The 24,595-nt window shown below is 58.0% G+C and carries 21 protein-coding genes; 15 read left to right on the forward strand and 6 right to left on the reverse strand.

The features are described from left to right. Positions 1–36: 36 nt before the first annotated feature. Together Q1A34_RS19790 and Q1A34_RS19795 are read left to right on the forward strand one after the other, a co-directional pair. On the forward strand, positions 37–3,285 hold the full coding sequence (locus tag Q1A34_RS19790) for a hypothetical protein (RefSeq protein WP_300038647.1): 3,249 nt from the start codon (positions 37–39) through the stop codon (positions 3,283–3,285). Positions 3,286–3,748: 463 nt separating this feature from the next. After that, complete coding sequence (locus Q1A34_RS19795) at positions 3,749–3,964, forward strand: hypothetical protein (RefSeq protein WP_300038650.1); 216 nt, start codon at positions 3,749–3,751, stop codon at positions 3,962–3,964. Here the strand turns inward: Q1A34_RS19795 and Q1A34_RS19800 are convergent, their stop codons facing one another. Continuing rightward, entirely contained in the window at positions 3,965–5,023 is a 1,059-nt protein-coding gene (locus tag Q1A34_RS19800) for a LacI family transcriptional regulator (RefSeq protein ID WP_300038653.1), read from the reverse strand. A gap of 168 nt (positions 5,024–5,191) precedes the next feature. Here Q1A34_RS19800 and Q1A34_RS19805 point away from each other — a divergent pair, with 168 nt between their 5' ends. The 6 genes from Q1A34_RS19805 (at position 5,192) to Q1A34_RS19830 (ending at position 11,318) form a co-directional block, all read left to right on the forward strand. Further along, the gene (locus tag Q1A34_RS19805) at positions 5,192–6,418 is read left to right on the forward strand and encodes an ABC transporter substrate-binding protein (RefSeq protein ID WP_300038656.1); all 1,227 of its coding nucleotides are present in this window, start codon (positions 5,192–5,194) and stop codon (positions 6,416–6,418) included. A gap of 134 nt (positions 6,419–6,552) precedes the next feature. Beyond that, a complete protein-coding gene (locus Q1A34_RS19810) occupies positions 6,553–7,383 on the forward strand; it encodes a carbohydrate ABC transporter permease (RefSeq protein ID WP_300038732.1) in 831 nt (276 codons plus the stop codon). Continuing rightward, on the forward strand, positions 7,376–8,281 hold the full coding sequence (locus Q1A34_RS19815; protein WP_300038660.1) for a carbohydrate ABC transporter permease: 906 nt from the start codon (positions 7,376–7,378) through the stop codon (positions 8,279–8,281). The genes Q1A34_RS19810 and Q1A34_RS19815 overlap by 8 nt, the downstream gene beginning before the upstream one ends. A 6-nt stretch (positions 8,282–8,287) precedes the next feature. Beyond that, entirely contained in the window at positions 8,288–9,367 is a 1,080-nt protein-coding gene (locus Q1A34_RS19820) for an ABC transporter ATP-binding protein (protein ID WP_300038664.1), read from the forward strand. Positions 9,368–9,426: 59 nt separating this feature from the next. Next, complete coding sequence (locus Q1A34_RS19825; RefSeq protein ID WP_300038667.1) at positions 9,427–10,188, forward strand: sugar phosphate isomerase/epimerase; 762 nt, start codon at positions 9,427–9,429, stop codon at positions 10,186–10,188. After that, on the forward strand, positions 10,185–11,318 hold the full coding sequence (locus Q1A34_RS19830; RefSeq protein WP_300038670.1) for a Gfo/Idh/MocA family oxidoreductase: 1,134 nt from the start codon (positions 10,185–10,187) through the stop codon (positions 11,316–11,318). Before Q1A34_RS19825 ends, Q1A34_RS19830 begins: the two co-directional genes overlap by 4 nt. Positions 11,319–11,763: 445 nt before the next feature. On the opposite strand, the gene Q1A34_RS19835 is transcribed toward Q1A34_RS19830, so the two are convergent. Both Q1A34_RS19835 and Q1A34_RS19840 read right to left on the reverse strand, forming a co-directional pair. After that, complete coding sequence (locus tag Q1A34_RS19835; protein WP_300038673.1) at positions 11,764–12,216, reverse strand: MAPEG family protein; 453 nt, start codon at positions 12,214–12,216, stop codon at positions 11,764–11,766. A gap of 10 nt (positions 12,217–12,226) precedes the next feature. Then, positions 12,227–12,544, reverse strand: a complete 318-nt coding sequence (locus Q1A34_RS19840; protein WP_300038676.1) for a hypothetical protein — start codon at positions 12,542–12,544, stop codon at positions 12,227–12,229. 106 nt (positions 12,545–12,650) lie between these two features. Between Q1A34_RS19840 and Q1A34_RS19845 the strand changes: the two genes are divergently transcribed. Beyond that, a complete protein-coding gene (locus tag Q1A34_RS19845; RefSeq protein ID WP_300038679.1) occupies positions 12,651–13,238 on the forward strand; it encodes a TetR/AcrR family transcriptional regulator in 588 nt (195 codons plus the stop codon). A gap of 439 nt (positions 13,239–13,677) precedes the next feature. Then, entirely contained in the window at positions 13,678–15,528 is a 1,851-nt protein-coding gene (locus tag Q1A34_RS19850; protein ID WP_300038682.1) for an ATP-binding protein, read from the forward strand. A 45-nt stretch (positions 15,529–15,573) separates the two neighbouring features. Here Q1A34_RS19850 and Q1A34_RS19855 read toward each other — a convergent pair whose 3' ends face one another. The 3 genes from Q1A34_RS19855 to Q1A34_RS19865 form a co-directional block, all read right to left on the reverse strand. Further along, entirely contained in the window at positions 15,574–16,689 is a 1,116-nt protein-coding gene (locus Q1A34_RS19855) for a Fic family protein (RefSeq protein WP_300038686.1), read from the reverse strand. Between the two features lie 209 nt (positions 16,690–16,898). Beyond that, positions 16,899–17,498, reverse strand: a complete 600-nt coding sequence (locus Q1A34_RS19860; RefSeq protein WP_300038689.1) for an SMC-Scp complex subunit ScpB — start codon at positions 17,496–17,498, stop codon at positions 16,899–16,901. Continuing rightward, on the reverse strand, positions 17,495–18,448 hold the full coding sequence (locus Q1A34_RS19865) for a DUF1403 family protein (RefSeq protein WP_300038692.1): 954 nt from the start codon (positions 18,446–18,448) through the stop codon (positions 17,495–17,497). Before Q1A34_RS19865 ends, Q1A34_RS19860 begins: the two co-directional genes overlap by 4 nt. 126 nt (positions 18,449–18,574) lie before the next feature. On the opposite strand from Q1A34_RS19865, the gene Q1A34_RS19870 reads away from it, so the two are divergent. The 5 genes from Q1A34_RS19870 (at position 18,575) to repC (ending at position 24,464) form a co-directional block, all read left to right on the forward strand. Then, complete coding sequence (locus tag Q1A34_RS19870) at positions 18,575–19,693, forward strand: tyrosine-type recombinase/integrase (RefSeq protein WP_300038695.1); 1,119 nt, start codon at positions 18,575–18,577, stop codon at positions 19,691–19,693. 58 nt (positions 19,694–19,751) lie between these two features. Beyond that, on the forward strand, positions 19,752–20,660 hold the full coding sequence (locus Q1A34_RS19875) for a recombinase family protein (protein WP_300038698.1): 909 nt from the start codon (positions 19,752–19,754) through the stop codon (positions 20,658–20,660). 342 nt (positions 20,661–21,002) lie between these two features. Then, on the forward strand, positions 21,003–22,202 hold the full coding sequence (gene repA / locus Q1A34_RS19880; protein ID WP_036562688.1) for a plasmid partitioning protein RepA: 1,200 nt from the start codon (positions 21,003–21,005) through the stop codon (positions 22,200–22,202). Further along, positions 22,202–23,170, forward strand: coding sequence for a plasmid partitioning protein RepB (gene repB / locus Q1A34_RS19885; RefSeq protein ID WP_300038701.1), 969 nt, complete (start codon positions 22,202–22,204; stop codon positions 23,168–23,170). The genes repA and repB overlap by 1 nt, the downstream gene beginning before the upstream one ends. Before the next feature lie 238 nt (positions 23,171–23,408). Beyond that, on the forward strand, positions 23,409–24,464 hold the full coding sequence (gene repC / locus Q1A34_RS19890; RefSeq protein WP_300038704.1) for a plasmid replication protein RepC: 1,056 nt from the start codon (positions 23,409–23,411) through the stop codon (positions 24,462–24,464). Positions 24,465–24,595 lie beyond the last annotated feature (131 nt).

Consider the following 24,595-nt stretch of genomic DNA (forward strand, 5'->3'; position numbering starts at 1 on the left):
AGCCGTCTCCTGTCTGCTGTATTTCTATATTTTTCAATGGCTTCTCTGGTTTTCGCGGCCTGCAGCGATCTGGAAAGCATCACCGAAGAACAGCTCATTCCCGCCAGCATCGGCGAGGTGCAGCTGGGTCTGCGTACGGCCTATCTGGACAGTGACCAGCGCCTCCAGGACGGACGGCTGGGGGCCTATACCCGCCGAAAGCTCGAGGATCTGTGCAACGACGTGCCCCGTCCTGCCGGGCTCGATGATGTGCGCTCGACCCTGCAACTGGCCGTTCAGTACGCGCGGCTGCAACAGAATTTCCCCGGCTGGGCCGAACGGCTCTATGCGCTCGACCTGACCGCCGGGGGCGACGCCGGGGCGCGCAGCACGCTTGGCCTGCGGCTGGCCGGGACCACCGCGATGACCACCCTGGCGCTGGGGCGCAGTGCACAGCCCTTTGTCTGCGAGGACCCGGGCGGCGCACTGGCACAATATCCCGATGGGGCGCGCGCGCTGGCCACGCTGACGCGGCTCTTCAAGGACAAGACAGAAACCGATCTGTGCAAAATGCTGCCCGTGGCAGGCGGGATCGACGCCTGGCAGCAGGGCATGGAACGTCTGGGCCGGCTCAGCTCCAGCCGTGTTGGTGCGCTGCGGGTTCTGCGCAGCGATGACTTTCTGGGCTGGATCGCCGCAGGCGACCTGCGGGAGCCCGACGGCACCATCAAACACCTGCGCCGCCTGGCCGGGACCCTGCCCGCTGTGCTCACCCTGATCGACGACTATAACGCCCAGAACGATGACGGCGACGGCTCGACAGTCTATCGCGGCGGCCCCTGCTCTCCGCGCCCGCAGGAACAGACGCTGACCTATTACGCGCTCAACGACACAGACATCGAATCGCTCGAATTCTTTGTCTCGCTCACCCCCAAGCTCGACGCCTTTGCCGTGGCCAACGGCGGCTTTGACAGCCCCCAGGCGCTCTGGCGGGAGCTGCGCCCGGCCCTGGCCGAGGATCTGGACGACTGCGTGCTGGCCGAGATCGAAGAACTGGTCACAGGCCCTGAAACCCTGCCGCTGACCTTTCTGCTGAAACCTGCCGCCACGGACAAGCTGATGGGCCGCCCCGAGCTTGAAACCGCCGTGCCGGTCCTGACCGAACTGGCCCCTGCCCGCACCCCGACCCGCGCCGAGCTGGTCAACCGCATCCGCGCGGGCCTGGTGGGCGTGCAGGAAGGCATGGTGGGCGAAGACGTTGCCGCCGCCGCCGATACGCTTGCCGCCGCCTCCGAGCCGGTGCCACCGCCCACGGACACCGGCCTGATCGAGATCGACGAGGAGGAAGAGGGCGCGCCCGATCCCACGCCCAAAATCACCGTCACAGAGGCCACCGATGACGCGGTCGAGAGCGCCATCGACAACGCCGAACTGTCGGACACCATCAAGGCCACGCCCATCGCCGATGCCACTGTGCCCGAACTGATGCGCGCCCAGGTCCGTGCCGCCCTTGAGCAGACCGCCGCCCGCCAGGTCCAGCGCGCCGTGGATGACCAGATCGCTCTGATCGAGCCTGCGGTCTCCTCAGAATGGACGCTGACCCCTGCCCTGCGCGACGAAATCCTGGCCCTGCCCTATGTGCGCGCCGCCGTGGCGGATGCCACCGCCATGGATCTGCCCACCCGTCTGCAGACGCTCAGCGGTGTGGCCTATCCCAGCTTCCGGCTGTTCGAGGAGGCGCTGGCCAATATCCCCGTGATCGACGGTCAGGTGCCGTTTTCGCAGTTTATCACCGAACGGATCATCCAGAAGGCCCAGAAAAACATCACCGACCCCGAAGTGATCCGCGCCTTTGGCCCCTTTGAGGTGCCGGAGTGCAAATGCGTGCCCGAACGGCTCGAGGATGACCTGCAGGTATACGGCTTTTATCCCTTCTGGTTTGCCCCGACCCCGGTGCGCGCCGGAACCGAACCGGATCCGGAGGCCCCGCCCCCTGCCCGCATCAGCATCGACTTCAGCCTCACCGGTCAGGTCGCATTCTACGGGCTGGAGTTTTCTGACGAGGGCACCTCCCGCGTGACCCTGCGCAACCGCGACCAGTGGCGCGCCGCCAAACGCGACTTTGTCAATTCCGCGCACCGCTTCCGCGCCCGGGCCGATCTGGCCTTTGATCTGCGCAACTGGATGCAGTGGGACGACGTGACGATCGAGGATGTGATCGACGACATCGCCACCGAAATGGCCCCTTTCGAGCGCGTCCAGAGCTATGAGCTGCGCCACCTGCGCGCCGCCCTGCCCACGCTCTTTGATCCCGTGCAGCCCGATGGCGTGACGCTGATCTTTCACGGCTATCAGGGCAACAATCTGGGCGAGGCCGAGATGAAGACCCTCGTGCGGATCGTGGAAAACCTCTATGACGCGCTGCCCAACCGCGACCGTCTGCACATCAATGTGGCCTTTGACTTCCCGCTTGTGGGCGAGAGCCTGGACCAGCCGCTCTTTGACGAGCTTTACGAGCTGCTGATCCCCAGCCCCCTGGTGGTGCCCGAGAGTGGCGCGGATACCGCCGACACCGACGGGCCGCAGGCGCTGGACCGTCAGACGACCAAGATCATCGACAAGATCCTGCTCTTTCTCGAACGTCCGACCACGGACGCCAAAAAGGGTCTGAGGTTCCGCATGGAACAGGGTCTCTTTCAGGGTGAGCGGCGCGCCAGTGTCCTGCGCAGCATCGTCCCGGTGCTGCCCCCCGGCGGGCACGAATTCGTGAAAACCAGCGTCAAGGACAATGCGGTCTACACCCCCGCGCCTGACTTCTTCTCGCAGTTCGAGGATGACATCGTCTATTTCAAGGACAACTTCTCGGGCGTCGGCTTCTGGCCCGTGCCCGACCCCGCAGGCTCCGAAACGGCCGCCATCGCCGGCATCATCGCAGATCAGTTCAACAGGCCCCGCCTGCCCCCGCTGCTGGCCAGCTTTGACGAAACGGTGGGCCAGGTCTGCGACTTCTCCTGCCCCAACCGCGCCTATATCGCACTGGCGGCCATAGCGCTTTTTGCCATCCTGCTGCTGCTGACCTGGCGGTCTTTCTACAACGGGATCGTGCATAAAATCGCCTTCCGGTTCCTGACAATCGGCTTTGTGTGGATCGGCAATCTGGTGCTTGTGGGCACCCTGCTCGTGCTCAGTTTCTGCGACCCGCGCTCTGTCTGGCCCGGCGCGCTGATGTGGATCCTGATCGTCCTGCTGGGCATCATCCTGATCTACAACTTTGTGCAGCGGATCAAGAACGGGCCCATGCCATAAAGAACGCACAGCAGGAGCACCACTGACTGTGCTCCTGCCGCGCGCCAGGCATTCTTCCTCGGCTTCGCCAACCAAAGCGCCTTTTCGCGGGCATTTAAACGCTGGACAGACCAGACACAGCGTGAGTTTCGACGCTGACCCTCGCACGACCGATAGTCCCAAAACAGCAGAAAATTAGAGGTCGGAGAAGCCGAGAGTGCCCGTTTCTAGCACCTTTTTGACCTATCGGCGGGGTTTCTTTCCGCTGCTACGGTGTGAGGATGTGCGATGTGTTTCGGCGCACACCTGCCATTCACCGAACGGTCTGGATGCTGCGGACGCAGTCCGCATAGCAGACTTTGTCGACCGCACAGAATAGGAGCCGAAAGTGTGGCGTGTGGCCAACGTCCGCTCCGAGCCCTTAGTACCGAATGCCGCGCGATGTACGAACGAGCGTGAAGCGCGGATAGCTGCCACCGTCCAGGTGAGCGACAACCCAAAGCCGCCGGCCAAAACCAGCTTCGGTGCCGCGTTGCGGCAGCCCGAGACTGGCCATTCGTGCCTGGCGCTGCGTTTTCGAACGTTGAAGGTCGGCAGTGCGGTTTGCGCTATCGCTGGTACCCAAACCAACAACAACACAATAGTCGGGTTGGCGTGGCTGATCTGGAAAATCAACTGCTGGTCCGAACAACAGCGGTAGTCAGTCTTGCTCGTCCATTGGAACTTCCAGATGCTGCAAGGGCGGCAATTCCGGCGTGCGCAACAGCTGAACTACAGCGTTTGCCAGGTGTCGTCCTGCTTGTCCGACGTCTTCATGGTCGACGATAATGTTCTCCCGGAACATCTTCAGAAGCGAAACAACTTCTTTGCTGTAAACGTCGATGTCACTGCCCAGTTCGAGGCCCTGTTTTTCGAGCGCAACAATGGTCGCAATAGCTGCTTTAGATGAGGTGCAGATCACCGCATCAATCTCTGGCGACTGTTCCAGCCTGTGGGTAACCCAATGGCGGATGTCGTCTGCCGACTTGTCACTATCTACGTTTTGAGAAATTCGGTAACTGAGTTTCAGATGTGCGCTTTCATCTGCCAGCCCGTTTAGCATGTTCTGCGCGTAGTTTTGATTGAGTGGAGGCAGGATCGCCAGGATATTTTTCCGTCCCCGGGCCGCCAACCGGCGCAGGGCGACCCGCATAAACGCCGTGTTGTCAAAGTCATAGTACGCGTGCTGCGCGCTCCATTTGGTCCGACCATGTGTTGCAAAGGGAAAGCGATGCTTCAGCAGATAGGCCACCCGCTTGTCCTCCGGCTCGGTCATGTTGAAAATAACCGCGTCGGAAGACTGTGTTTCGACAATGTATTTTATCGGGCGCATGGGATCTTCATCGGGAAACCACGGCATGACGTTCAGATGAAACGGCGTGCCGCGCAATTCGTAAGCGATGGAACTGGTCAGCCTTGAATTGTTGTTCAATACATCGCCGTCTGCTGGAACAACCAGCGAGATGACGTTGGTGCGACCGGTACGCAGCCGCACTCCCGCGCGGTTTGGCACGTAGCCGATCCCATCGGCGATACGGTGCACAAGTTCCTTGGTGGTGACGCCAATATCATGGGCATTGCCAAGCGCGCGTGACACGGTCGGCACGGCCAGCCCACTGATCCGCGCGATCGTTTTCAGCGTGGGCCTTTCGCCGGGATTCACCAACGCGCGCAACTCTTCGTCGCTCAGCCTGGCTGCCGCGGAGGCGCTACGTTTCATTGGTGATGCTCCCGTCCTGCCCTTTTGAATTCTCAAGTAACACGTTCGTTCTGTGAATTGCCATGGCGACCATCTTCTGATCATAGCCATCGCAAAAAAAGTGTTGCAAGCAAAAACTAAATCGATGTAGCAATTACTACAACGATTTAGAATCTGGGAGGACTGATCGTGACTCTGACTTCGAAACTACTCGCTGCGACGGCTATTGTGGCCGCTTCCGGCGCGTCTGCGACTGAACTTGAGGTAATGCACTGGTGGACATCCGGCGGTGAAGCCGCGGCTGTGAGTGAATTTGCCGATGCTTTCAACGCAACCGGCAACACATGGGTCGACGCGGCAATCGCCGGCGGCGATTCAGCGCGAGCGGTGATGGTCAGCCGCCTGACCGGCGGGGACCCGATGGGCGCGTTTCAATTCAATCACGGTCGTCAGGCTGAAGAGCTGATCGAGGCAGGTCTGTTGCGCGACATCACGGACATCGCCGAAGCAGAGGGTTGGAAAGACATTGTGAACCCCTCCTCGCTGCTTGATTCCTGCACTGTGGACGGACGCGTTTACTGCGCGCCTGTAAATATCCACTCATGGCAGTGGCTTTGGCTGTCACACAAAGCGTACGAAGACGCAGGCGTCGCAGTTCCAACCAACTGGGCCGAATTTGTAAGCGCCGGACCCGCGCTGGAAGAGGCGGGCAAGATCCCAATGGCCATGGGCCAGCAGGGTTGGCAGCAAGCGGGCGCCTTCAGCGTTTTGATCGCCAGCCTCGTTTCTGACGACATCTACAACAGCGTATACGGCGACAAAGACACGGATGTCGCGGGTGGCGCCGAAATGGCCACGGTCTTCCAGGCTGCTGCGGACGCACGCACACTGGCTGCCAAATCGACAGTCCAAAACTGGAACGACGCGACAGCCCTCGTCATCAAGGGTGATGCAGGTGGCCAAATCATGGGCGACTGGGCCCAGGGTGAAATGGCCGTCGCCGAAGTCACCGCGGGCGAAGACTATACCTGTTTGCCCGGTCTTGGCACGAACCCAAGACTGTCTACAGGCGGCGATGCTTTCTACTTCCCCATCCTTGAGGACGAAGCAGAGATCGCCGCGCAAACCGAGTTGGCCAAGCTGATGCTGGCACCGGAAACGCAAGTGAACTTTAACCTGAAAAAGGGGTCCTTGCCGGTGCGTGGCGACGTCGATCTGGCGACGGCAAATGACTGCATGGCAAAGGGTCTGGCCCTGCTGCAGTCCGGCGCTCTGCTGCCGGATGTGAACCAGCTCATCACACCTGATACCAATGAGCAGCTAAAAACGCTCTTCACAGAGTTTTTTGCAGATCCGTCCATGACGCCAGAGGCGGCACAGGAAGAGTTCGTGAAAATCATCGGCTCCGCTGGCTGACCCACTTGTCTTGCTGGCCCGCGATGTGCGGGCCGGCACTTCCAGGCATTTCCGTCAAAAGGAGAAGGCATGTGGCTTCTGGTCGCCCAAACCAGCTGTTTCGCAACAAATCCGCGAAAATTGCAGCGATCCCGATGATTGTCACAGCACTGTTTGTGTTCGTTGGCGGGACAATCTGGACAGTTGTATACAGCTTTACAAAATCGGGGCTTCTGCCGCGCCTGAACTGGGTTGGACTCGATCAGTACGAACGTCTCTGGGCGACCCGAAAGTGGCTCGTTGCAATCGAAAATCTGGCCATTTACGGCGTGTGCATGCTGGTTCTGGTCTTCGTCATCGGCTTTATCCTCGCCGCGTTGATCGACCAGAAAATCCGCTTTGAAAACACCATACGCACGATCATCCTCTATCCCTACGCGCTCAGCTTTGTGGTCACCGGACTGGTGTGGCAATGGATGCTGAACCCAGAATTCGGCGTGCAAAGCATTGTGCGCGATCTGGGTTGGGAGAGTTTTTCCTTTGATCCTCTCTACAACGCCGACATTGCGATCTACGGCGTTCTGATCGCCGGGCTGTGGCAAGGCAGCGGTCTGGTGATGGTCCTGATGCTTGCCGGTCTGCGCGGTATAGATCAGGAGGTGTGGAAGGCGGCCCGCGTCGACGGAATTCCGGCATGGAAAACATATATCTTCATCGTCATTCCCATGATGCGCCCTGTGTTCATCACCACCCTCGTGCTGGTGGTGACCGGCATCGTCAAACTCTACGACCTGATCGTGGCGCAAACCGGCGGTGGGCCGGGCATCTCGACCGAAGTACCGGCCAAATACGTCTATGACATGATGTTTTCGGCCAACAACCTTGGTCAGGGTTTTGCGGCCTCCACAATGATGCTGGTGACCGTGGCACTGATTGTGATCCCCTGGGCTGTTCTGGAATTCGGAGGCAAGAAGCACCATGGTTGAGACCTCCTCTGTTCCGCTGACCGGTCCACAGGGGCCAAAACCGCGCAAAGCGTTGTCACGCCGAAATGTCTTTCTCTACGGCACGCTGCTTCTTATCACGCTCTACTATGCGCTGCCGCTTTACGTGATGATTGTGACCTCGCTCAAAGGCATGCCGGAAATCCGGTTGGGCAATGTGTTCTCCCCTCCGGTCGAGATCACGTTCCAACCCTGGGCAAAAGCATGGTCAGAGGCATGCACGGGCCTCACGTGTAACGGGCTCAGCACCGGGTTCTGGAATTCTGTCCGGATCACCATTCCCTCTGTCATCCTGTCGATTATCATCGCTTCGGTGAACGGCTATGCGCTCGCCAACTGGAAGTTCAAAGGGGCGGATGCCTTTTTCACTATCCTGATCTTTGGCGCCTTCATTCCTTATCAGATCCTGCTCTATCCAATGGTGATCATGCTGCGCGAAATGGGATTGTACGGCTCCCTTGGCGGGTTGGTGCTGGTGCACACGATCTTTGGCATGCCCATCCTGACGCTCTTGTTCCGGAATTACTTCACGTCTCTGCCCGAAGAGCTGTTCAAGGCGGCGCGGGTGGACGGAGCGGGGTTCTGGGGGATTTATTTCAGGATCATGGTGCCCATGTCATTGCCGATCTTTACGGTAGCGATGATCCTGCAGGTCACCGGCATCTGGAACGATTTCCTGTTCGGTGTCGTCTACACCGGCCCGGATACGTACCCGATGACGGTGTCGCTCAATAACATCGTGAATTCCACGCAGGGCGTGAAGGAATACAACGTCAACATGGCGGCAACGATCCTCACCGGTCTGGTCCCTCTGACGATCTACTTCGTATCAGGAAGACTGTTTGTCCGCGGCATCGCCGCCGGTGCGGTCAAAGGTTGAAAACGCATGAACAACTCCGTTGAAATCAAAAACCTCGATTTGCATTTCGGTGCCGTCAAAGTGCTTCAGAATCTCAATCTCGAGATTGGAAAGGGCGAATTCCTTGTGCTGCTCGGCTCGTCCGGTTGCGGGAAATCGACGCTGCTGAACTGTATCGCCGGATTGCTGGATGTCACCGCCGGTCAGATCCACATCAACGATACCAACGTCACGTGGTCCGAACCGTCCGAGCGCGGTATCGGCATGGTGTTTCAGTCCTACGCGCTTTACCCGCAGATGACCGTCGAGGGGAACCTGTCCTTTGGTCTGAAAAACGCCAAACTGCCCAAGGCTGAAATCGCCAAACGCGTGAAACGTGCGTCAGAAATCCTCCAGATTGAACCGCTCTTGAAACGCAAACCCGCCGCTTTGTCCGGTGGACAGCGTCAGCGGGTGGCCATTGGACGGGCGCTGGTGCGGGATGTTGACGTGTTCCTGTTTGACGAACCTCTGAGCAACCTCGATGCCAAGTTGCGCGCGGAATTGCGGGTAGAGATTAAGCGCCTGCACCAAAAGCTCGAAAATACGATGATCTACGTGACCCATGACCAGATCGAGGCGATGACGCTGGCCGACCGCATCGCCATCATGCGGGGAGGGCAGATCATGCAACTGGGCTCACCCGACGATATTTATGGCCGCCCGTTGAACAGGTATGTGGCAGATTTCATCGGGTCCCCCTCAATGAACTTTTTCGATGGCGCCATTACGAACGGGGCATTCACAGTCGGCGATCTGACAATTCCGCTGACGGGATATGACTTTGTATCCGGCGGCCCTGTTGATGGTGCCGCTACCCTGGGCATCCGCCCTGAACATGTCGTGACGGGCGAATTGGTCGAAAATGAGCCCATCCGGATTGACGTCGATGTCGAGCTGATCGAACCGACGGGGTCAGACAAACTGATCGATTGCGAAGTCGCAGGCCATCCTTTCCGGGTGCGGATGGATGGGCAAGCACAGGTGTCGGTGGGCGAAAAACTGCGGATCGGAATTGATCCGGCGCGGGCCTCGCTCTTTGATGCTGCGACTGAGGTGCGTCTCTAGGAAGTCGCCCCGCAAAGTCCCCGGCCAACCAATTTTCACCTTATGCGAAAGAGCCAGATATGACCTTATCTTTCCAACTCTACTCTGCCCGTAACTTTTTGCCCTGGACCACAGTGATCCCACGACTTGCGGACCTTGGATACACCAAGGTTGAAGGGTTTGGCGGCGTCTATGAAGACGCGCCCGCCTTTCGGGATCTGCTGGACAGCAACGGCATGACCATGCCTTCGGGCCATTTCTTTCCGCTGGGTGCATTGGAAGACGGGCTGGACGCATCGCTGTCTGTTGCCAGGACAATTGGTATGCAGCGCGTCATCTGCCCGGCCCCCGAAGACCTGTGGCGGGACGGGACGGATGCGGCCAACTGGGTGTCCCTTGCCAAACGCCTCAACGAGGTAGGCAAGCGCGTCAATGATGCCGGGAATCGGTTTGGCTGGCACAACCACCACTGGGAATTCATGCCGCTGGCGGGGGGTGAGGTGCCGATGAACCTGCTTTTGGAACACGCGCCCGAGATGGAATGGGAAATGGATGTTGCATGGGCCGTGCGCGGCGGCGCCGAACCAATGGAGTGGATAAAATCCCACGCAGCACGGATCACCACGGCCCATGTCAAAGACATCGCCCCCGAGGGCGAAAAGACGGACGAGGACGGCTGGGCCGATGTGGGTGACGGGGTGATGGATTGGAAATCGATCACTGACGCTCTGCAAAATGCCGGCACGGACCTGTTCGTGGTCGAGCATGACAATCCCTCGGACTGGGACCGCTTTGCGACCCGCTCGATCCAGGCCTTTGGTCAATACAAGGATAAAACATGAATTCTGTTAGTATCGGCATCATCGGGTGCGGCAATATTTCGGCCTCCTACCTTAGCCTGGCGCCGCTGTTCAAATCGCTCGACATTCGGGCCGTCGCCGATCTGAACATGGATGCAGCCCGTGCGCGCGCTGAGGAATATTCGGTGCGGGCGGACAGTATTGATGGTCTGCTGGCTGCCGACGACATCGACATTGTCGTCAATCTGACGGTTCCGGCAGCGCATTTTGAGGTGACCACCAAAATTCTGAACGCGGGCAAACACGCCTATTCGGAAAAACCCTTTGTGCTGTCTGTGGACGAGGGCGAAGAACTGCGCCGACTTTCCAGCGCAAAAGGGCTGCGCGTTGCTTCTGCGCCGGATACGTTTCTGGGCGGGTCTCATCAACTGGCCCGCGCGGCCATCGATGAAGGTCGGGTGGGCGACATCATCGGCGGCACCTGCCACGTGATGTCCCACGGCATGGAGGCCTGGCACCCAAACCCGGATTTCTTCTTCCAACCCGGCGGCGGGCCGGTCTTGGATCTTGGGCCCTATTATATCACCAATCTGGTGCAGCTGATCGGGCCGGTAAAGGCCGTGACGGCGATGGCCTCGGCGAGTTTCGAAACACGTACGATCAGCAATGGTTCGCGCCATGGTGAAATGGTGCCGGTGGAAACACCGACCAATATCCACGCGATTCTTGAATTCCAAAACGGCGCGTTGATCACACTTGGTGCCAGCTGGGACGTCTGGGCACATCGCCATGAGAACATGGAACTTTATGGCACCAGGGCATCTCTCTACGTGCCTGATCCGAATTTCTTTGCTGGGGCGGTTTTGCTGGCAGAGCAAGACGGCGCTCCGGTTGAAATCACCCCGCGCGACCACCCGTTTTCGGTCACGAACAGCAAGGACGGTCAGGGGGTTGAGCGCGCCAATTACCGCTGCGCCGGTCTTGCAGACATGGCCGCAGCGATTGCCGAAAACAGACCGCATCGATGCAGTTTGGAATTGGCAACGCACGTTGTTGAGGTCATGACGGCCATCCTGCACTCAGCGGACAGCCGAAGTTGGATCGATTTGGCGACAACCTGTACCCGCCCGGAACCGCTCACCCCAGCTAAAGCAAATGCATTGCTGGCGTGAGGACAGAGCACATGACACAGGTTCAGACGCTCGCCCAACCTGTTGAAAGTGTACTAAGGGTCCGCGTTAGCGCGTCCGGCAATCTAGGAAGCAACAGGCTCAACGCCGCCAATCCCAACACAGGGCATTATTGACCACTTTGGGTTCGAAGCGGCCATGCAGCGAGGTGTTCAATTTGAAGCTGTTCTGAACGTCTGCAGTCTTTGTCCCAGTCTGATCAACCCGCTCCCGCAGCGAATGACTGGAGTCCGACCGAGGTGCTTGGCACGTCGGTCGTGATGCGTCATCACCGGACTTAGAAGCCTTTTGCAGCGAAATAGCGCTTCGTCCCGCATAGCCGACGTCCGCCGCAAGCGCGAACATCGGGCTTGATCGAACATACACATCTCGGATGAAGCGATTATTGTGTCCATGTTTGGCGATGTTCGCTCTCATTGAAGTGCTGCTAAATCATGATTTTTGCGAGAGACCAGATAGCAACGACTGCCAGTGCAATGTTGCAGAGCAAGCCTGCGACAAAGGCCATCGTTCTCGGACCGCCAGCAGGTTTGCCGATCCCTGAGTAGTAGATCACCCAGAAAGCAAGCCGTGCGATAAAGTATCCAATGGCTAGCCCGTTTACCAGCGCGGGGGATGGCCCTGCGACGATGGCAGTCAGCAATGCCCACCCAAATGCCGGAAGCGTCTCGGCAGAATTGGCGTAGGTGCGCAGCGCGCGGAAACTCAGCTTTGAATGATCAAATCGTACCGGCTTACCGGGCACCTGCTCTTCGTGCACGAAGGAAAGTGGTGCGGTCGCGAAGTTCTGAATTAAGGTCATCAAAGCCAGTCCGGCCAACACCAGGAACGACGTGTGGTAGGCGGTGAGATATGGAACGGCATCAAAGAGTGTATTCATCATCTGTTCCTTACATGTCCAAATCCATAGCTTCGGCGATCTCGATCGTGCCGGTGCCGCTCAGATGCGGGCAGTCTTTGGCAAGCGCGATCGCGTCCTTCATGGTGTCCGCCTCAAGAACCGTCATTCCTGAGGCTGGATTGGGACCGCCATGATCTTCAACACCGTTCGCTGTGATTGTCTTTGATGGCCCGACTGGCAAGCCTGGATCGGTGACGGCAACCCCCATGCCTGCGCTCCAGGCTTTCCACGCCGCCATATGTCTGGCCCCATCTTCTGAGCTCTGGATGTCGGGTTTGCCGTGATAGATCAGCAGAAATTTGGGCATGTCGCAGCTCCTTTTTGTTTGAGTTGATCCAAGTCATGACAGCAATCTATTTATGTTAAAGAACATATTTTGAGAGGCGCTATAGTTTCGTCAGGAAGGATTCGTCATGCCCTACAGTGCCAGTCACCGCGACGCGACACGCGCCAAAATCGTCGAAACAGCCCGCATGCTGTTTAACCAGCATGGGTTTCAAAATGTCACCATTGATCAGGTGATGCAGGAAGCGGGTCTCACCCGAGGTGGATTCTACAACCACTTCAGGAACAAGGAAGCGCTCTTTAGTGAGGCAGTATCCAGCTTCTTGATGGGCCGCGGCGCAGAGTGGCGCGAAGACGCTGGAGTCGATATCAGCAATCTCAAACCGGAGATGGCACAGCAGATGATCGATGCATATCTATCCAGCGCGCATCTTGGCGACATAGAAGGCCAATGTCCCATGATCGCTCTGCCTTCAGACGTTGCACGAGCTGATCCCGAGACACAGGAGGCGTTTCAGCGGCTTCTGACAGCGATGGTTTGGCTATTGGAAACGGCGATGCCTGATGACGAAGCGGACAAACGCCAGAATGCTTTGGCAGCGGCGGCACTATGTGTCGGCGGTATGGTTCTGGCCCGTACACTCCCAAACTCGGAACTCACGGAAGAGGTCAGGTCAGCTGCCCACTACGCTGCTTCGCAATTGGTGTGTGCTTAACTGCAAACATTTAAACATCTCGCAGCTTGCTACAGTTTCGGCCCACAATAGACATTCGCCACCTAGCGGCCATGCTGCGGTCGCAGCCCGCATTGCCGCCATCCGCTGTGTGCGCTGACAGAACGAGTTCATGCGGCCGAGCGTGCGTTCAAAGCAAAGACCAGGAAACCCTTCCCATTTTGTGAAAATCTAAGTGAGCCCAGATTCGCCTCTCGTTCGATGAAGGTGGACGATGTTGGGGATCAAACACGCAGTCTGCGGATAACGTGCCAATGCGCTGCGGATAGTTTGACTTTCTGCCCGAAGCTCCCGCGTACAACGATAGTTTGCGAGTCATTTGACAGCGGCCTTGCTATGGGTGCTTGGGTCACTCTAGGGTTGTATTTTGATGTCGATACGCCGCAGTCTGTCAAGCGTGCTATATTCTATTGGATCACACATGAACTTTTCCGGCGGACCCGATCCGCACACGCTCGAGACTGAACGAGCCGGCTTGGTGGAAGACGGCAAGGTCTTGGCGAGGCGCATTTACGCTGTCTCTCGACTCACACCGATAATGATGTTGGCGAATATCGCAAATGCCTTGTCGTTGCTCTTGATCCTTTGGTTTGAGAAGCAAACCCGTGTCGATGCCATCTTTTGGGCGGTGGTTGTGATGATGGTTTCAGGCTGGGTCATGTTCAGACAGTTCATGAGACGTCGAAAACCTTTTCCCAAGACACTCTCCAGTCGCACCTACAAGCGAAGCGTGATACATGCCGCGTTTCTGGGCGCACTCTGGGCATACCCGGGATTGATCATTCTTCCAGAGGCCGATGGTCTCTTGCAGTCCTTCCTGATTGCATTGGCGGCGGGCATGATTTCTGGAGGTGCGATCACACTCTATCCACTTCCTGCTGCTGCCTACACGTTTTGCGGAATAGTCCTTGTGGGATCGTTTGTTGGTTTCAGCCGAACCGCCGAGATGCCGACCTTCTGGGCGTTCGCACTCGTCTCCGTGACTTTCTTGATCATAATTTCTCAAAGCATCAAGCGTCATGAACGTGTATTCGTATCCGAATTCGAAGCGCGTACAATCCTCAACACTCAAAACGAACGCATGGCAGAACTGCTCGATGCTGCACGCCGTGATGCTTTGGAAGAGAGGAAGCGGAATGAGGACCGGCTGCTTCAGACACAAAAACTGGAAGCGGTCGGTCAGCTTACAGCCGGTATTGCACATGACTTCAACAACCTGCTTACAGCAATACGCGGTCACGCGGAACTTCTGGAGATATCTGGCGCTGCAGATAAAGAGCTGATCGGTCCGATCGTGCAATCGTCTGATCGTGGCGCTGAACTGGTACGCAGGCTTTTGGCCTTTGCGCGTCAGCAGGCGTTGGCTCCAATGCCACTCTTTCCGTCAGAGATAATCCGCGAGACGGCCGCACTAATGCGGCGGACGCTGCGGGAGGACATTCAGGTAGAATTGAACCTCTCTGAGGAGACATGGCCTATTTTGATGGACCCGGGACTTTTGAGCAACGCGCTGCTGAACCTTGGAACCAATGCCCGGGATGCCATGCGCGAAGGTGGACAAATTACGATTAAGCTGGAAAACGCTTTCGGTGAACTGGCCCCATCTCAATTGACCGGCGACTATGTGCGCCTCAGTGTTCAAGACACGGGATCAGGTATGAGTGCTGAAACGCAACGCAGAGCGATTGAACCTTTCTACACGACAAAGGAATTCGGCGCAGGCAGCGGTCTGGGGCTGTCGATGGTCTATGGCTTTGCCGTTCAATCCGGCGGGACAATGTCGATTGAAAGCGCCCCCGGCCAAGGGACGACAGTAACCCTCTTTCTGCCGCGTTCAGCGATTGTGCCAGAGGATGACGATAGCGGGTCATCTGATGATCTTCCTTTAGGAAAAGGCAAGACGGTCCTTCTTGTAGAAGATAACCTGTCGGTTCGAGACAGTGTAACCCGGCTCTTGGAGTCGCTGGATTATGCCGTTACGGCGACAGAAAGCGTCGAAGAGGCTAAAGATGTTCTCCGTCAGTCCTCAGACGCCCCGCAAATGATCCTGTCCGATGTCGTGCTCCCCGGCGGACAGCGGGGGACTGATTTTGTGCGAGAAGTTCGCGATAGCCACCCACAGATAGCGATGGTTCTCATGTCTGGATACGCCGATACCGGCGAACCCGAAGAAAGCGACACACTCGGAGGGGTGCTTTTTCTTGGCAAGCCCTTCACGCGGGCTGCCCTTGCGTCAACCATGGCGAAGGCCGGGATCGCTATTGTAGATTAGATGCACGATTTCAAGCGCGGACGGCCCTAAGCTGCCGTTCGCGAGCTAGCCACCCGGCTGCCCAAGCTCCAGCCAGTAACGTGTGTAGCGGCGCTCGCCAGTACGCGTCAGGGCTCCGATTTCGACAAGTTCTTGCAGGTCCCTGGTCGCGGTTGCTCGCGAGGTGCCAGAGATCGAAATATAGTTCTCCGCGCTCAGGCCACCTTTGAACCCGTCAGGCCTCTCTTGGAACATCCGCTCGATCACCTTGGCCTGCCTTTTGTTCAGCGCTTCGCGATGCCGGTCGTAGAAATACGCCTTGGAAATGAAGAAGCCCACGCGGTCCAGGGTGACCTGCTGCGCTGCGAAAACGACGTCGGCGAACCAGGCCAGCCAAGGTGTGACATCCAGCGTCTTCTGGTGCCGCGCAAGTTGATCGTAATAGTCCTTCCGCTTTCGCTCGATGGTGAGGGCGAGCGCGATGAGGCTTTGCTGGCCGATATTCTGAGCCAGGGATTTTTCGGCCAGGGCACGACCCAGTTGACCATTGCCGTCCTCAAAGGGATGGATGCTTTCGAAGTAGAGATGACTGAGACCGGCGCGCGTCAATGCTGGCAAAGGCTCCTTGGCATCCGGCCCTGTCCGGTTGAACCAATCGACATACCGTTCCATCTCATCCGGAACCTGCGCAGATGGCGGGGCCTCAAAATGCACGACCGGGCGATCGACACGACCGGAGACAATCTGCATGGCATCTTCGTGCTGCCGATAGGACCCGATAGCCTCCAACCGTTTGTCAAAAGACAAAAGCATCTCGTGCCACCGAAACAGGGTGTAGTGCGTTAGGGGCTCCGCATAGGTCGAGTAAACATCGACCATCATCTCTGCCACACCCTGCTCTCGGGGTTTGTTCTGATAGTTGTCCGGTTCCAATCCAAGGTGCCGACGAAGCGAGGATTGCACGCTGCGCCGGTCCAGCATCTCGCCTTCAATGGCGCTGGTCTTCATGGCCTCATCGCTCAGCAGGTCGATGCGGAGCTGATCACGTTCTGCCGAATAGACATGCTGTATGGCCCCGAGGACTTCGCCCGACGACAGCAGGAACCGCTGCTCGAGTGGCGCAAGCTCTGCTTCGTCATACCGGAAATCCGGCCAACCGGGTACCTGCCAGTTCCATACCATGAGGTATAGACCCCCTTTCTATAACTCATATATTGACTATTTTTGAGTTATAGAAGTCAATTCTATGCCTCACGGTGACAAAGCCGTGTAGCAACCTGATACCCGTGGGACTCAAATCCTCATAAGTCGCCGACTGATTGAAAGTCAGAGCCCGACCGATTGAAAGCGGGCGGCGTTACATGTCCGAAGTTTATTGCACATTTCGGACATCAAGTGTCTGACAGTTCCAGCTCCGGCAAGTCCCGCAAGCTCTGCAGATCAAAGGTCACCAGAAACGTCTCTGTCGTTACGAAGGTATGTGGGGCCCCGGGCCGCGGCGATCGGGGTCCGCTGGTAATCAAATCCTTGTAGCGCAGCCGGGCCAGCAGATCGCGGCTGACCTCCTTGCCGAAGATGTCCGCCAGCCCCGCCCGGTCGATCGGTTGGTGATAGGCGATGGCGCAGAGCACGCCCATCTCCATCTCGGTGAAGGTGAGCGGCTGCTCGCCAAGATCGGCGGCGGCCTTGATCGCATCCGCGAACTGGGTCCTTGTGCGGAACATCCATCCACCAGCCACCTGCGCCAGCTCATAGGGGCGTCCAACCAGTTCTGACTGGATGTCCTCGATCAGCATCTCGACCGAGGCCCCCTGCCCCACCACGCGCGCCAGGTCCTCGCGGCCGACCGGCGAGGCACTGGCGAACAGCACGGCCTCGATCCGCTCCATCCATTCGCGCCAGCGCAATTCTTGCGGCAGCTCGTCCAGCTCCCGGTCAAATACGGCGCCGCCATCGTCCGCCGGTTTTCGTTTCCTGGTCGCCGTCGTCATGGCGCGATCCCATAGAGCCGGAAGGTCGGCCGTCCGGTCAGTTCCCGCGCCACGCCCAGCTCGACCAGCCGGTCGCAGAACCGCCGCGCTGCACGGTCTGTCATGGGGATCGACGTGCCGCGAATACACGGCGACAGCATCGAGGACGGGGCCACGGCATCTTCCGTCAGGAACAGGTCGACCGCCGCATCCGATCCTTTCGCTCGCAACTTTGGCGCCACGGCGCGCAGCGCGCCGCCGCGACGACTAAGCTCTCGCGCCATTCGGACGGTCTCTTCGATGCTCTCCAGAATCGGGACCTGCACTTCCAGCTCGGCCCCCTGCCCGTCTGCGGCCAGATCGCGCAGCGCTGCCTTGGCCAGGAACTGCGCCGAGATCAGCAGCACGGTCTTCCAGCCTAACGCCCGCGCCATGACAATATCTGAAAGCAGGCAAGCGACCCGTTCCGCCCGGTCGTCAGCGTCAAGGACCGCGCGCAGGATCGCGACACAGCCCGACAGCGGACCATGGGTCCGGGCCAGCTCCAATCCGGTATCGAGCCAGCCGCCCATCGCGCCAGCAAAATCCACCCCAATCAGGTCGGCAATCTCACCTGTCCCGCCTGCCCGCAGGCGCACTGCGTTACGCCAGAAGGCCAGAAGATCGCCGTCCGGGCCCCGCACCTCGTCTGGCGGGGTCAGGTGGTAGGCGTCGCGGATATCCGTCTCCCGCGTCAACCGCCCTTCCAATTTGGAGGTCGCCGTCGCCGCACTCAACGCTAGCCGGTTAGCCAGCAGTTTCAGAGGGACGCCATACTGGGCATTGCTGACGAGCTGGTCCAACACTGTTAGCGCAGCCCCCGACCGAAAGGCCACAGTTTCAAGGGTTTCCGCACGGCCGGAGGTGACCCAGGCCGGGATCCGGGGTAGGCTCTCTGTGTCGTCGGAGAAGTATGGGCGGGCATAGGTCATGCCACAAGACTATCCTGTCTCGGCGCTTTGCGCTACAATATAGTGTGGAAACCGCCCCACTTTACAGTTCCTCACTATGTCCAATAAGTTTGCATTATCGGACATAACTGAGGTAGGCTCAGAAACATGAGCACAACACCGCTAAATGAGCCCCTGAACACCGGGAAACCGACCCCGGCGCCCTCCGATACGACAGAGGGTACTGAGCACGACGAGAGAGGTCGTTCGAGCCGGGATGCGATCGCCCTCCCCGCCCACGTGGCCGGATCGGGCACTCTTGATCGGCTGGTCGATACAGCGCGCGACTATGCGAGGGCTTCGACGGCCGGGAACACCAACAAAGCCTATGCCGCCGACTGGAAGCACTTTGCCCGATGGTGCCGCATGAGGGGCACAGAGCCGCAGCCTCCGTCACCCGAGATGATCGGGCTCTACCTGACCGACCTCGCTGCACCAACCGACGGCACCCCTGCTCTTTCTGTTTCGACCATCGACCGCCGCTTGTCCGGCCTCGCCTGGAACTACGCGCAGCGTGGCCTCACGCTTGATCGCAAGAACCGGCACATCGCGACTGTGTTGGCTGGCATCAGACGCAAACATGCGCGCCCGCCGGTCCAGAAGGAGGCCATCCTGCCAGAGGACATCATGGCCATGGTCGCCACCCTCCCCATCGATCTGCGGGGATTCCGGGATCGGGCGATCCTGCTTCTGGGCTATGCTGGTGGCCTGCGCCGGTCTGAGATCGTCAGCCTGGACGTTGGGAAGGACGACACGCCGGAGTCTGGCGGCTGGATCGAGATCCTCGACGACGGCGCCGTTCTGACACTGAACGCCAAGGCCGGCTGGCGTGAGGTCGAAATCGGCCGCGGATCCGGCGAGCAGACCTGTCCCGTTCATGCGCTCGAACAATGGCTACACTTTGCTAAGATCGACTTCGGCCCGGTGTTTGTGCGCACATCGCGGGCCGGGGAACGCGCGCTGGAAGCTCGATTGTCGGACAAACACGTCGCCCGCGTCATCAAATCTACCGTGCTGAAATCCGGTATCCGTGCGGAGTTGCCCGAGAAAGACCGCGTCGCCCTGTTCTCTGGCCATAGCCTGCGCGCGGGACTGGCCAGCTCGGCCGATGTCGACGAACGATATGTCCAGAAACAGCTTGGTCACGCTTCCGCCGAAATGACCCGGCGATACCAACGCCGTCGGGACAGGTTCCGCGTGAATCTGACCAAAGCCGCTGGGCTCTGATCACGCGGTCATTCGGTCGTTTGGTAACGATACCTTAAATTGCAAACGGCCCGATTTCATGCCCCTGATAGGCTACGCCCGTGTTTCCACAGAGGATCAGACCCCCCTGCCCCAGTCTGAGGCCCTGCAAACTGCGGGTTGCGTCGAGATCTTTGAAGAGCACGCCTCGGGCGGCAATCGCGCGCGACCGGTGCTGGCACGCGTGCTCGAACGCTTCCAGAGCGGCGATACGCTGGTCGTTGTGCGGATCGACCGGCTTGCGCGATCTCTGTCGCACTTGCTGGAGGTGATCGAACGTCTGGAGGCCAAGGGAGCTTTCTTCCGCTCCCTGCAGGACCCCATCGACACCGCTTCCCCGCAGGGCAAGTTCACATTGCAGGTTCTGGGCGCCGCGGCCGAGTTCGAGCGCGCGCTGATACGTGAGCGCACAAAGGCCGGGCTTGCCTCTGCGCGCGCCAAAGGGCGCGTTGGTGGCAATCCTGGGCTACGCGCCAAGGATCCCGCTGCGCTGCGCAAGGTGCGGCTGGCGCGACAGGACGGCTACATGGAGCGCCTCAACGAGACCGCGCAGGATTGGGTGCCCCATGTGCGCCGCTTGCGGCCGGATATGGCCTGGGAAGACCTGCTGCGGATCATCAATGGCCCCCTGCCCCCAGATCGCCATTGGACACAAAGCCGACTGCTCCGCGCTGTGAAGGCATATGTGCGCGACGGGTTCCTTCCTGCCGAGGTGCTTGGCCGCGCCGGACGCCGCGAAACCGATGACCGCCTGCCGGCTATCGTCGCAGCGATCAAGGGCGCGGACCCCGAAATCACGCTGCAGGCGATCTGCGACCGGCTGGAATCGATGCGCGAACGGACCCCTCGAGGTCGTGCCAGCTGGCAGCCGTCTTCGGTCAAAATGTTGCTCGAACGAGCGGAGCGGCTTGGCCTAATTTCATCAGAATCGGCTCACTCCCAACTGTAACTAGCAGAGGCTCAAACAGCTGAATCTATCGCTCCAAACACCGTCAGAAGGTCAATTGTGCCATTGGTTGCATGGGTTTAGCCAATACCGTCCAAACAATCCTCATGAGTGGCTTGAAGCACGGTCTTGTGGACTTATTGCTATAAAATCAACAACTTGCGGTTATCTTAATGTGACTGTACGTATTGGTGCTGTGGATAACTTTCACACTACATCTAGATTCTTCTTGCCGGACTCACTTGATCGTGGCATTCCCGTTCTGACGGCAAAACGCGTCAGGCGCGCTGTACACCGTCAGAATGACCAAGAGCCTCAACAGAGGCCGAGAGTGGGCGGCAGGACATGGATGATCGTAACGTTGGATACGCGCAAGGCATAGGCTCTTCCGACATCGGAGCATTTGCCGACAATCTGGCTGAATCTTTGGATCGCCAGATGAAGATCGCTTTCGAGCCCGAAGAACGAAAGTCCCTGCGCCGTTTCAGTTCTACCGAAGTTGCCAGCCTCCTGCGCGTTAGCACATCTAACCTGCGCAACCGACACAAGGACGGCAGCTTCCCGGAAGTTCATACAGACAACCGCGGACACCGGTTCTACACGGCCCAAGAGATCGATAAGCTGCGCGATATTCTGGGGCGCACCGGAAAGAACGCAGAAAGCTACCGCCCTGGTCGACGTGAAGGCGATCGTCTCCAGGTGATATCTGTCGTCAATTTCAAAGGCGGATCGTCAAAAACAACAGCAACGATCCATCTTGCACAACGGTATGCTTTGCGAGGTTACCGAGTGTTGGTCTTGGATCTCGATCCGCAGGCAAGTTTGACCACTTTTTTCGGTTTTCGGCCTGAGCTCGAGTTCGCTGAAGGCGGCACAATCTATGATGCTCTGAGATATGAGGAGCAAGTTCCACTCTCCGACGTCATCCAAACGACCTACTTCCATAAGCTCGATATGGTTCCGGCGGGCCTAATGCTCTCGGAATACGAAACTGAGACGGCAAACGCCCTCGCCCGTCGGGTGCAGCCCATATTTGCGGAGCGCCTCGCCTTAGCGCTTGAGGAAGTTGAGGCGAGTTACGACATCGTGCTGATCGACTGCCCGCCTCAACTTGGCTTTCTGACCCTAACGGCGTTGGCAGCCTCGACGGGACTCCTGGTAACGGTCGTACCAGGCATGCTCGACATTGCTTCAATGAGCCAGTTCCTGAAACTTGCTTCGGAAACGGTAAAGGCTGTCGAAGAAGCCATTGGCCGGCGCGTTACATGGGACTTCGTAAAGTTCTTGATCACGAGATACGAGCCGTCGGACGGGCCTCAGACCCAGATGGCGGGCTACCTGAGATCGATCTTGGCCGGACAGGTCATGACTGAGCCAATGCTGAAGTCTACAGCAATCTCGGACGCCGGTATGACCCAGCAAACCGTCTACGAAGTTGATCCGAGCCAGTTCATCAGGAAAACGATTGATCGCGCTCTGACCAGCGTGAACGGCGTTGGCGATGAGTTGGAACAAACAATCCAAATGGCTTGGGGGCGTCGCTGATGGCCCGAAATATCTTCAATCAGCCTCCAAAGGACGAGAAGGAGAGCGCGGCCCCCTCCCCTACCCCGCCGAAAGCGGCAAAACTGCCAGGATCTGTTGGCGGCTTGCGCGACTCTTTGCGCGAGATCACCGCGAATTCCATTCGGGACATCGAGCCCGATCAGATTGACATGGATGGTCTGCGCGATCGGTTGGTGCTGGAGGATTCCAGTATTGATGAGTTGGCCGAAAGCATTCGCAAGCATGGGCAACAAGTGCCAATTATGGTCCGTCCATCGGCCCAACCGGACAGATACCGTATCATCTACGGCCGACGCAGACTTGCAGCAATCCGCATGGTCGGCGGAACGGTCAAGGCGATCGTTCGAACCTTGGATGACGACGCATCTCTGATCGCACAGGGCCAAGAGAACAACCTCCGACTAGACCCGTCATTCATCGAGAAATCTTTTTTTATCAAAGAGATGCAGGAATCAGGTTACAAGCCAAACGTAATTCAGGATGCTCTAGGCTTGACACGGCAGGGCGTATCCAACCATCGCGTCGTCATAGAGCAACTGCCAGAAGGGCTTGTACAGCTGATCGGGCCGGCACATGGCATCGGACGACGGCAATGGGGTGACCTGGCCGCGTTCTCGAAAAATATAGATCTGGTGAACACGGCCAAAGAGGCGATTGCCGCCCTGCCCGACGACACTCCAAGCGCGGAGAAGTTTCAGGCAGTCTACTCGGCTTGCTCGAACAAGGCGCGTAGCAACAAGAAGCAAGACAACCGCAGCCTAACGGCCGTCGTCAAAGATGGGGACGGTAGCTCTGTGGGAACGCTGACAGTCGATCAGAAAACGATCGCCATCAAGATCGCCAAGAAGGACAACCCAGAATTCGGCCGATGGCTCGAAGAGCGCGCGGAGGCAACGCTTTTGCAGCTCTTCGAACAGTGGCGGAATGAGAGCGGCTCTGGGTCCTAACCCAAGCCACACAGAGTAACGCGAGCAGAGGAGAAAAGCGAAGACCAGAAAGAAAAGAGCCCCCCAAAGTTTCCCCTGGAGAGCCCTCATCATTCGATTAGCACTCATGATGTAGCAACCTCCAGCAAACCGGTCAAGAGTCACCGATTCGGTGGACGGATTTTTATTGCCTTTTCCTGAGCGAAATTTTGGGAAGAGACAGGGAAGTTGTGGGCCAAACGGTCGTCGTGAATAAACCATGGCATTTACAAAATTATCGATCGGAACCGCTGGCGCTGATGCATCACGCGGTCCAATTTCTGCGGCTGAAACCGACATTTGGACCATCTTCAGGGCACTGAGAGATGCACGTAGCGTGTTCGGTCTACGTCCTGGCCATATCCAAACACTTCAAGCAATGCTCAGTTTCTTGAAACCAGGCCACGGCGAAACGGTTTTCGCGTCCAACAACTCGATTTGCCAGCGCGTCGGCGGTATCGACGAACGGACCCTCCGCAGACACATCAACCGTTTCGTTGAACTCGGTTTCATCAAGCGCAATGACAGCTCGAACCGAAAGCGCTACCGCGTTCGCTCATCCGGCGGTCATTGCATCAGCTATGGATTGTCTCTAGCCCCCCTCCTCCAGCGCGCGAACGAGCTTGTCGCCATCGCACATGAGATGGAAAATAACCGACGGGATCGGATATTTGCCCGCAAACAGATCCTTACAAAGCTCGCCCATTTGGAAGAGCATGATCCCAGCAACACATTCATCAACCACGCACGGAAAGCTCTACGCAGGAAGCTGAGCCTCCCTGAATACCACGCGCTGCTCGCAGACACAGACAGAGAATGCCAGAGTTTGCATACCCCAGATGACCCACCAGAAACTGTAGAATTGCCCGCCAATGACGGACAAACTGTCCGGCACCAATCTAAGTCTGAAGAAGAAAAAAAAGATTTAGATAGCAACCTAGGCAATGAAGCTCTGAAACCAGACTTGCTAACCTCAGTTTGCGATCAAGCGACATCGTTCTCCACAGAGAGACTTAGAAACTGGTTGGACATTGAAAACCATGCTCGAACACTTGCACCCATGATGGGGATTCACCCAGATACATTCGAGAAAGCCAAGAATGCAATAGGAGCTCAGAAAACGTCATGCGCGATCTTCATCATGCTACAACTTGGACAACGCATCAGGGACTTTGGAGCGTATTTTCACAGTATCACCTTGGGCCAACGTCAAGACCAGTTTGATCCAGTGGCTTTGATCAAGCGTCTGTCCAAAACTGCTATGCAAACCGCCTAGTGTCCACCGCGGTGGACGTCTGGCCAGCAACTAGCCCAATGACGCGCGGTCTCGCCACATGCATCAAAGCTACAGAGCCAAATTCCACTAGGGCGATACTGCACAGTCAATCCGTTTTCCTCCGACCCGCC

Origin of the sequence: uncultured Roseobacter sp. (genome assembly GCF_947491795.1) — a bacterium.
In the GTDB taxonomy this organism is placed as follows: Bacteria; Pseudomonadota; Alphaproteobacteria; order Rhodobacterales; family Rhodobacteraceae; genus Roseobacter.

Excerpts from the sequence above, each read along its gene's own strand:
- Q1A34_RS19845 (WP_300038679.1), top strand. The coding sequence starts at position 12,651 with ATGCCCTACAGTGCCAGTCACCGCGACGCGACACGCGCCAAAATCGTC.
- Q1A34_RS19825 (WP_300038667.1), top strand. The coding sequence starts at position 9,427 with ATGACCTTATCTTTCCAACTCTACTCTGCCCGTAACTTTTTGCCCTGG.
- Q1A34_RS19875 (WP_300038698.1), top strand. The coding sequence starts at position 19,752 with ATGCCCCTGATAGGCTACGCCCGTGTTTCCACAGAGGATCAGACCCCC.
- Q1A34_RS19790 (WP_300038647.1), top strand. The coding sequence starts at position 37 with ATGGCTTCTCTGGTTTTCGCGGCCTGCAGCGATCTGGAAAGCATCACC.
- Q1A34_RS19855 (WP_300038686.1), bottom strand. The coding sequence starts at position 16,689 with ATGGTATGGAACTGGCAGGTACCCGGTTGGCCGGATTTCCGGTATGAC.
- Q1A34_RS19820 (WP_300038664.1), top strand. The coding sequence starts at position 8,288 with ATGAACAACTCCGTTGAAATCAAAAACCTCGATTTGCATTTCGGTGCC.
- Q1A34_RS19860 (WP_300038689.1), bottom strand. The coding sequence starts at position 17,498 with ATGACGACGGCGACCAGGAAACGAAAACCGGCGGACGATGGCGGCGCC.
- repA (WP_036562688.1), top strand. The coding sequence starts at position 21,003 with ATGGATGATCGTAACGTTGGATACGCGCAAGGCATAGGCTCTTCCGAC.
- Q1A34_RS19835 (WP_300038673.1), bottom strand. The coding sequence starts at position 12,216 with ATGAATACACTCTTTGATGCCGTTCCATATCTCACCGCCTACCACACG.
- Q1A34_RS19810 (WP_300038732.1), top strand. The coding sequence starts at position 6,553 with ATGATTGTCACAGCACTGTTTGTGTTCGTTGGCGGGACAATCTGGACA.
- Q1A34_RS19850 (WP_300038682.1), top strand. The coding sequence starts at position 13,678 with ATGAACTTTTCCGGCGGACCCGATCCGCACACGCTCGAGACTGAACGA.
- Q1A34_RS19815 (WP_300038660.1), top strand. The coding sequence starts at position 7,376 with ATGGTTGAGACCTCCTCTGTTCCGCTGACCGGTCCACAGGGGCCAAAA.
- Q1A34_RS19800 (WP_300038653.1), bottom strand. The coding sequence starts at position 5,023 with ATGAAACGTAGCGCCTCCGCGGCAGCCAGGCTGAGCGACGAAGAGTTG.
- repB (WP_300038701.1), top strand. The coding sequence starts at position 22,202 with ATGGCCCGAAATATCTTCAATCAGCCTCCAAAGGACGAGAAGGAGAGC.
- repC (WP_300038704.1), top strand. The coding sequence starts at position 23,409 with ATGGCATTTACAAAATTATCGATCGGAACCGCTGGCGCTGATGCATCA.
- Q1A34_RS19840 (WP_300038676.1), bottom strand. The coding sequence starts at position 12,544 with ATGCCCAAATTTCTGCTGATCTATCACGGCAAACCCGACATCCAGAGC.
- Q1A34_RS19830 (WP_300038670.1), top strand. The coding sequence starts at position 10,185 with ATGAATTCTGTTAGTATCGGCATCATCGGGTGCGGCAATATTTCGGCC.
- Q1A34_RS19865 (WP_300038692.1), bottom strand. The coding sequence starts at position 18,448 with ATGACCTATGCCCGCCCATACTTCTCCGACGACACAGAGAGCCTACCC.
- Q1A34_RS19870 (WP_300038695.1), top strand. The coding sequence starts at position 18,575 with ATGAGCACAACACCGCTAAATGAGCCCCTGAACACCGGGAAACCGACC.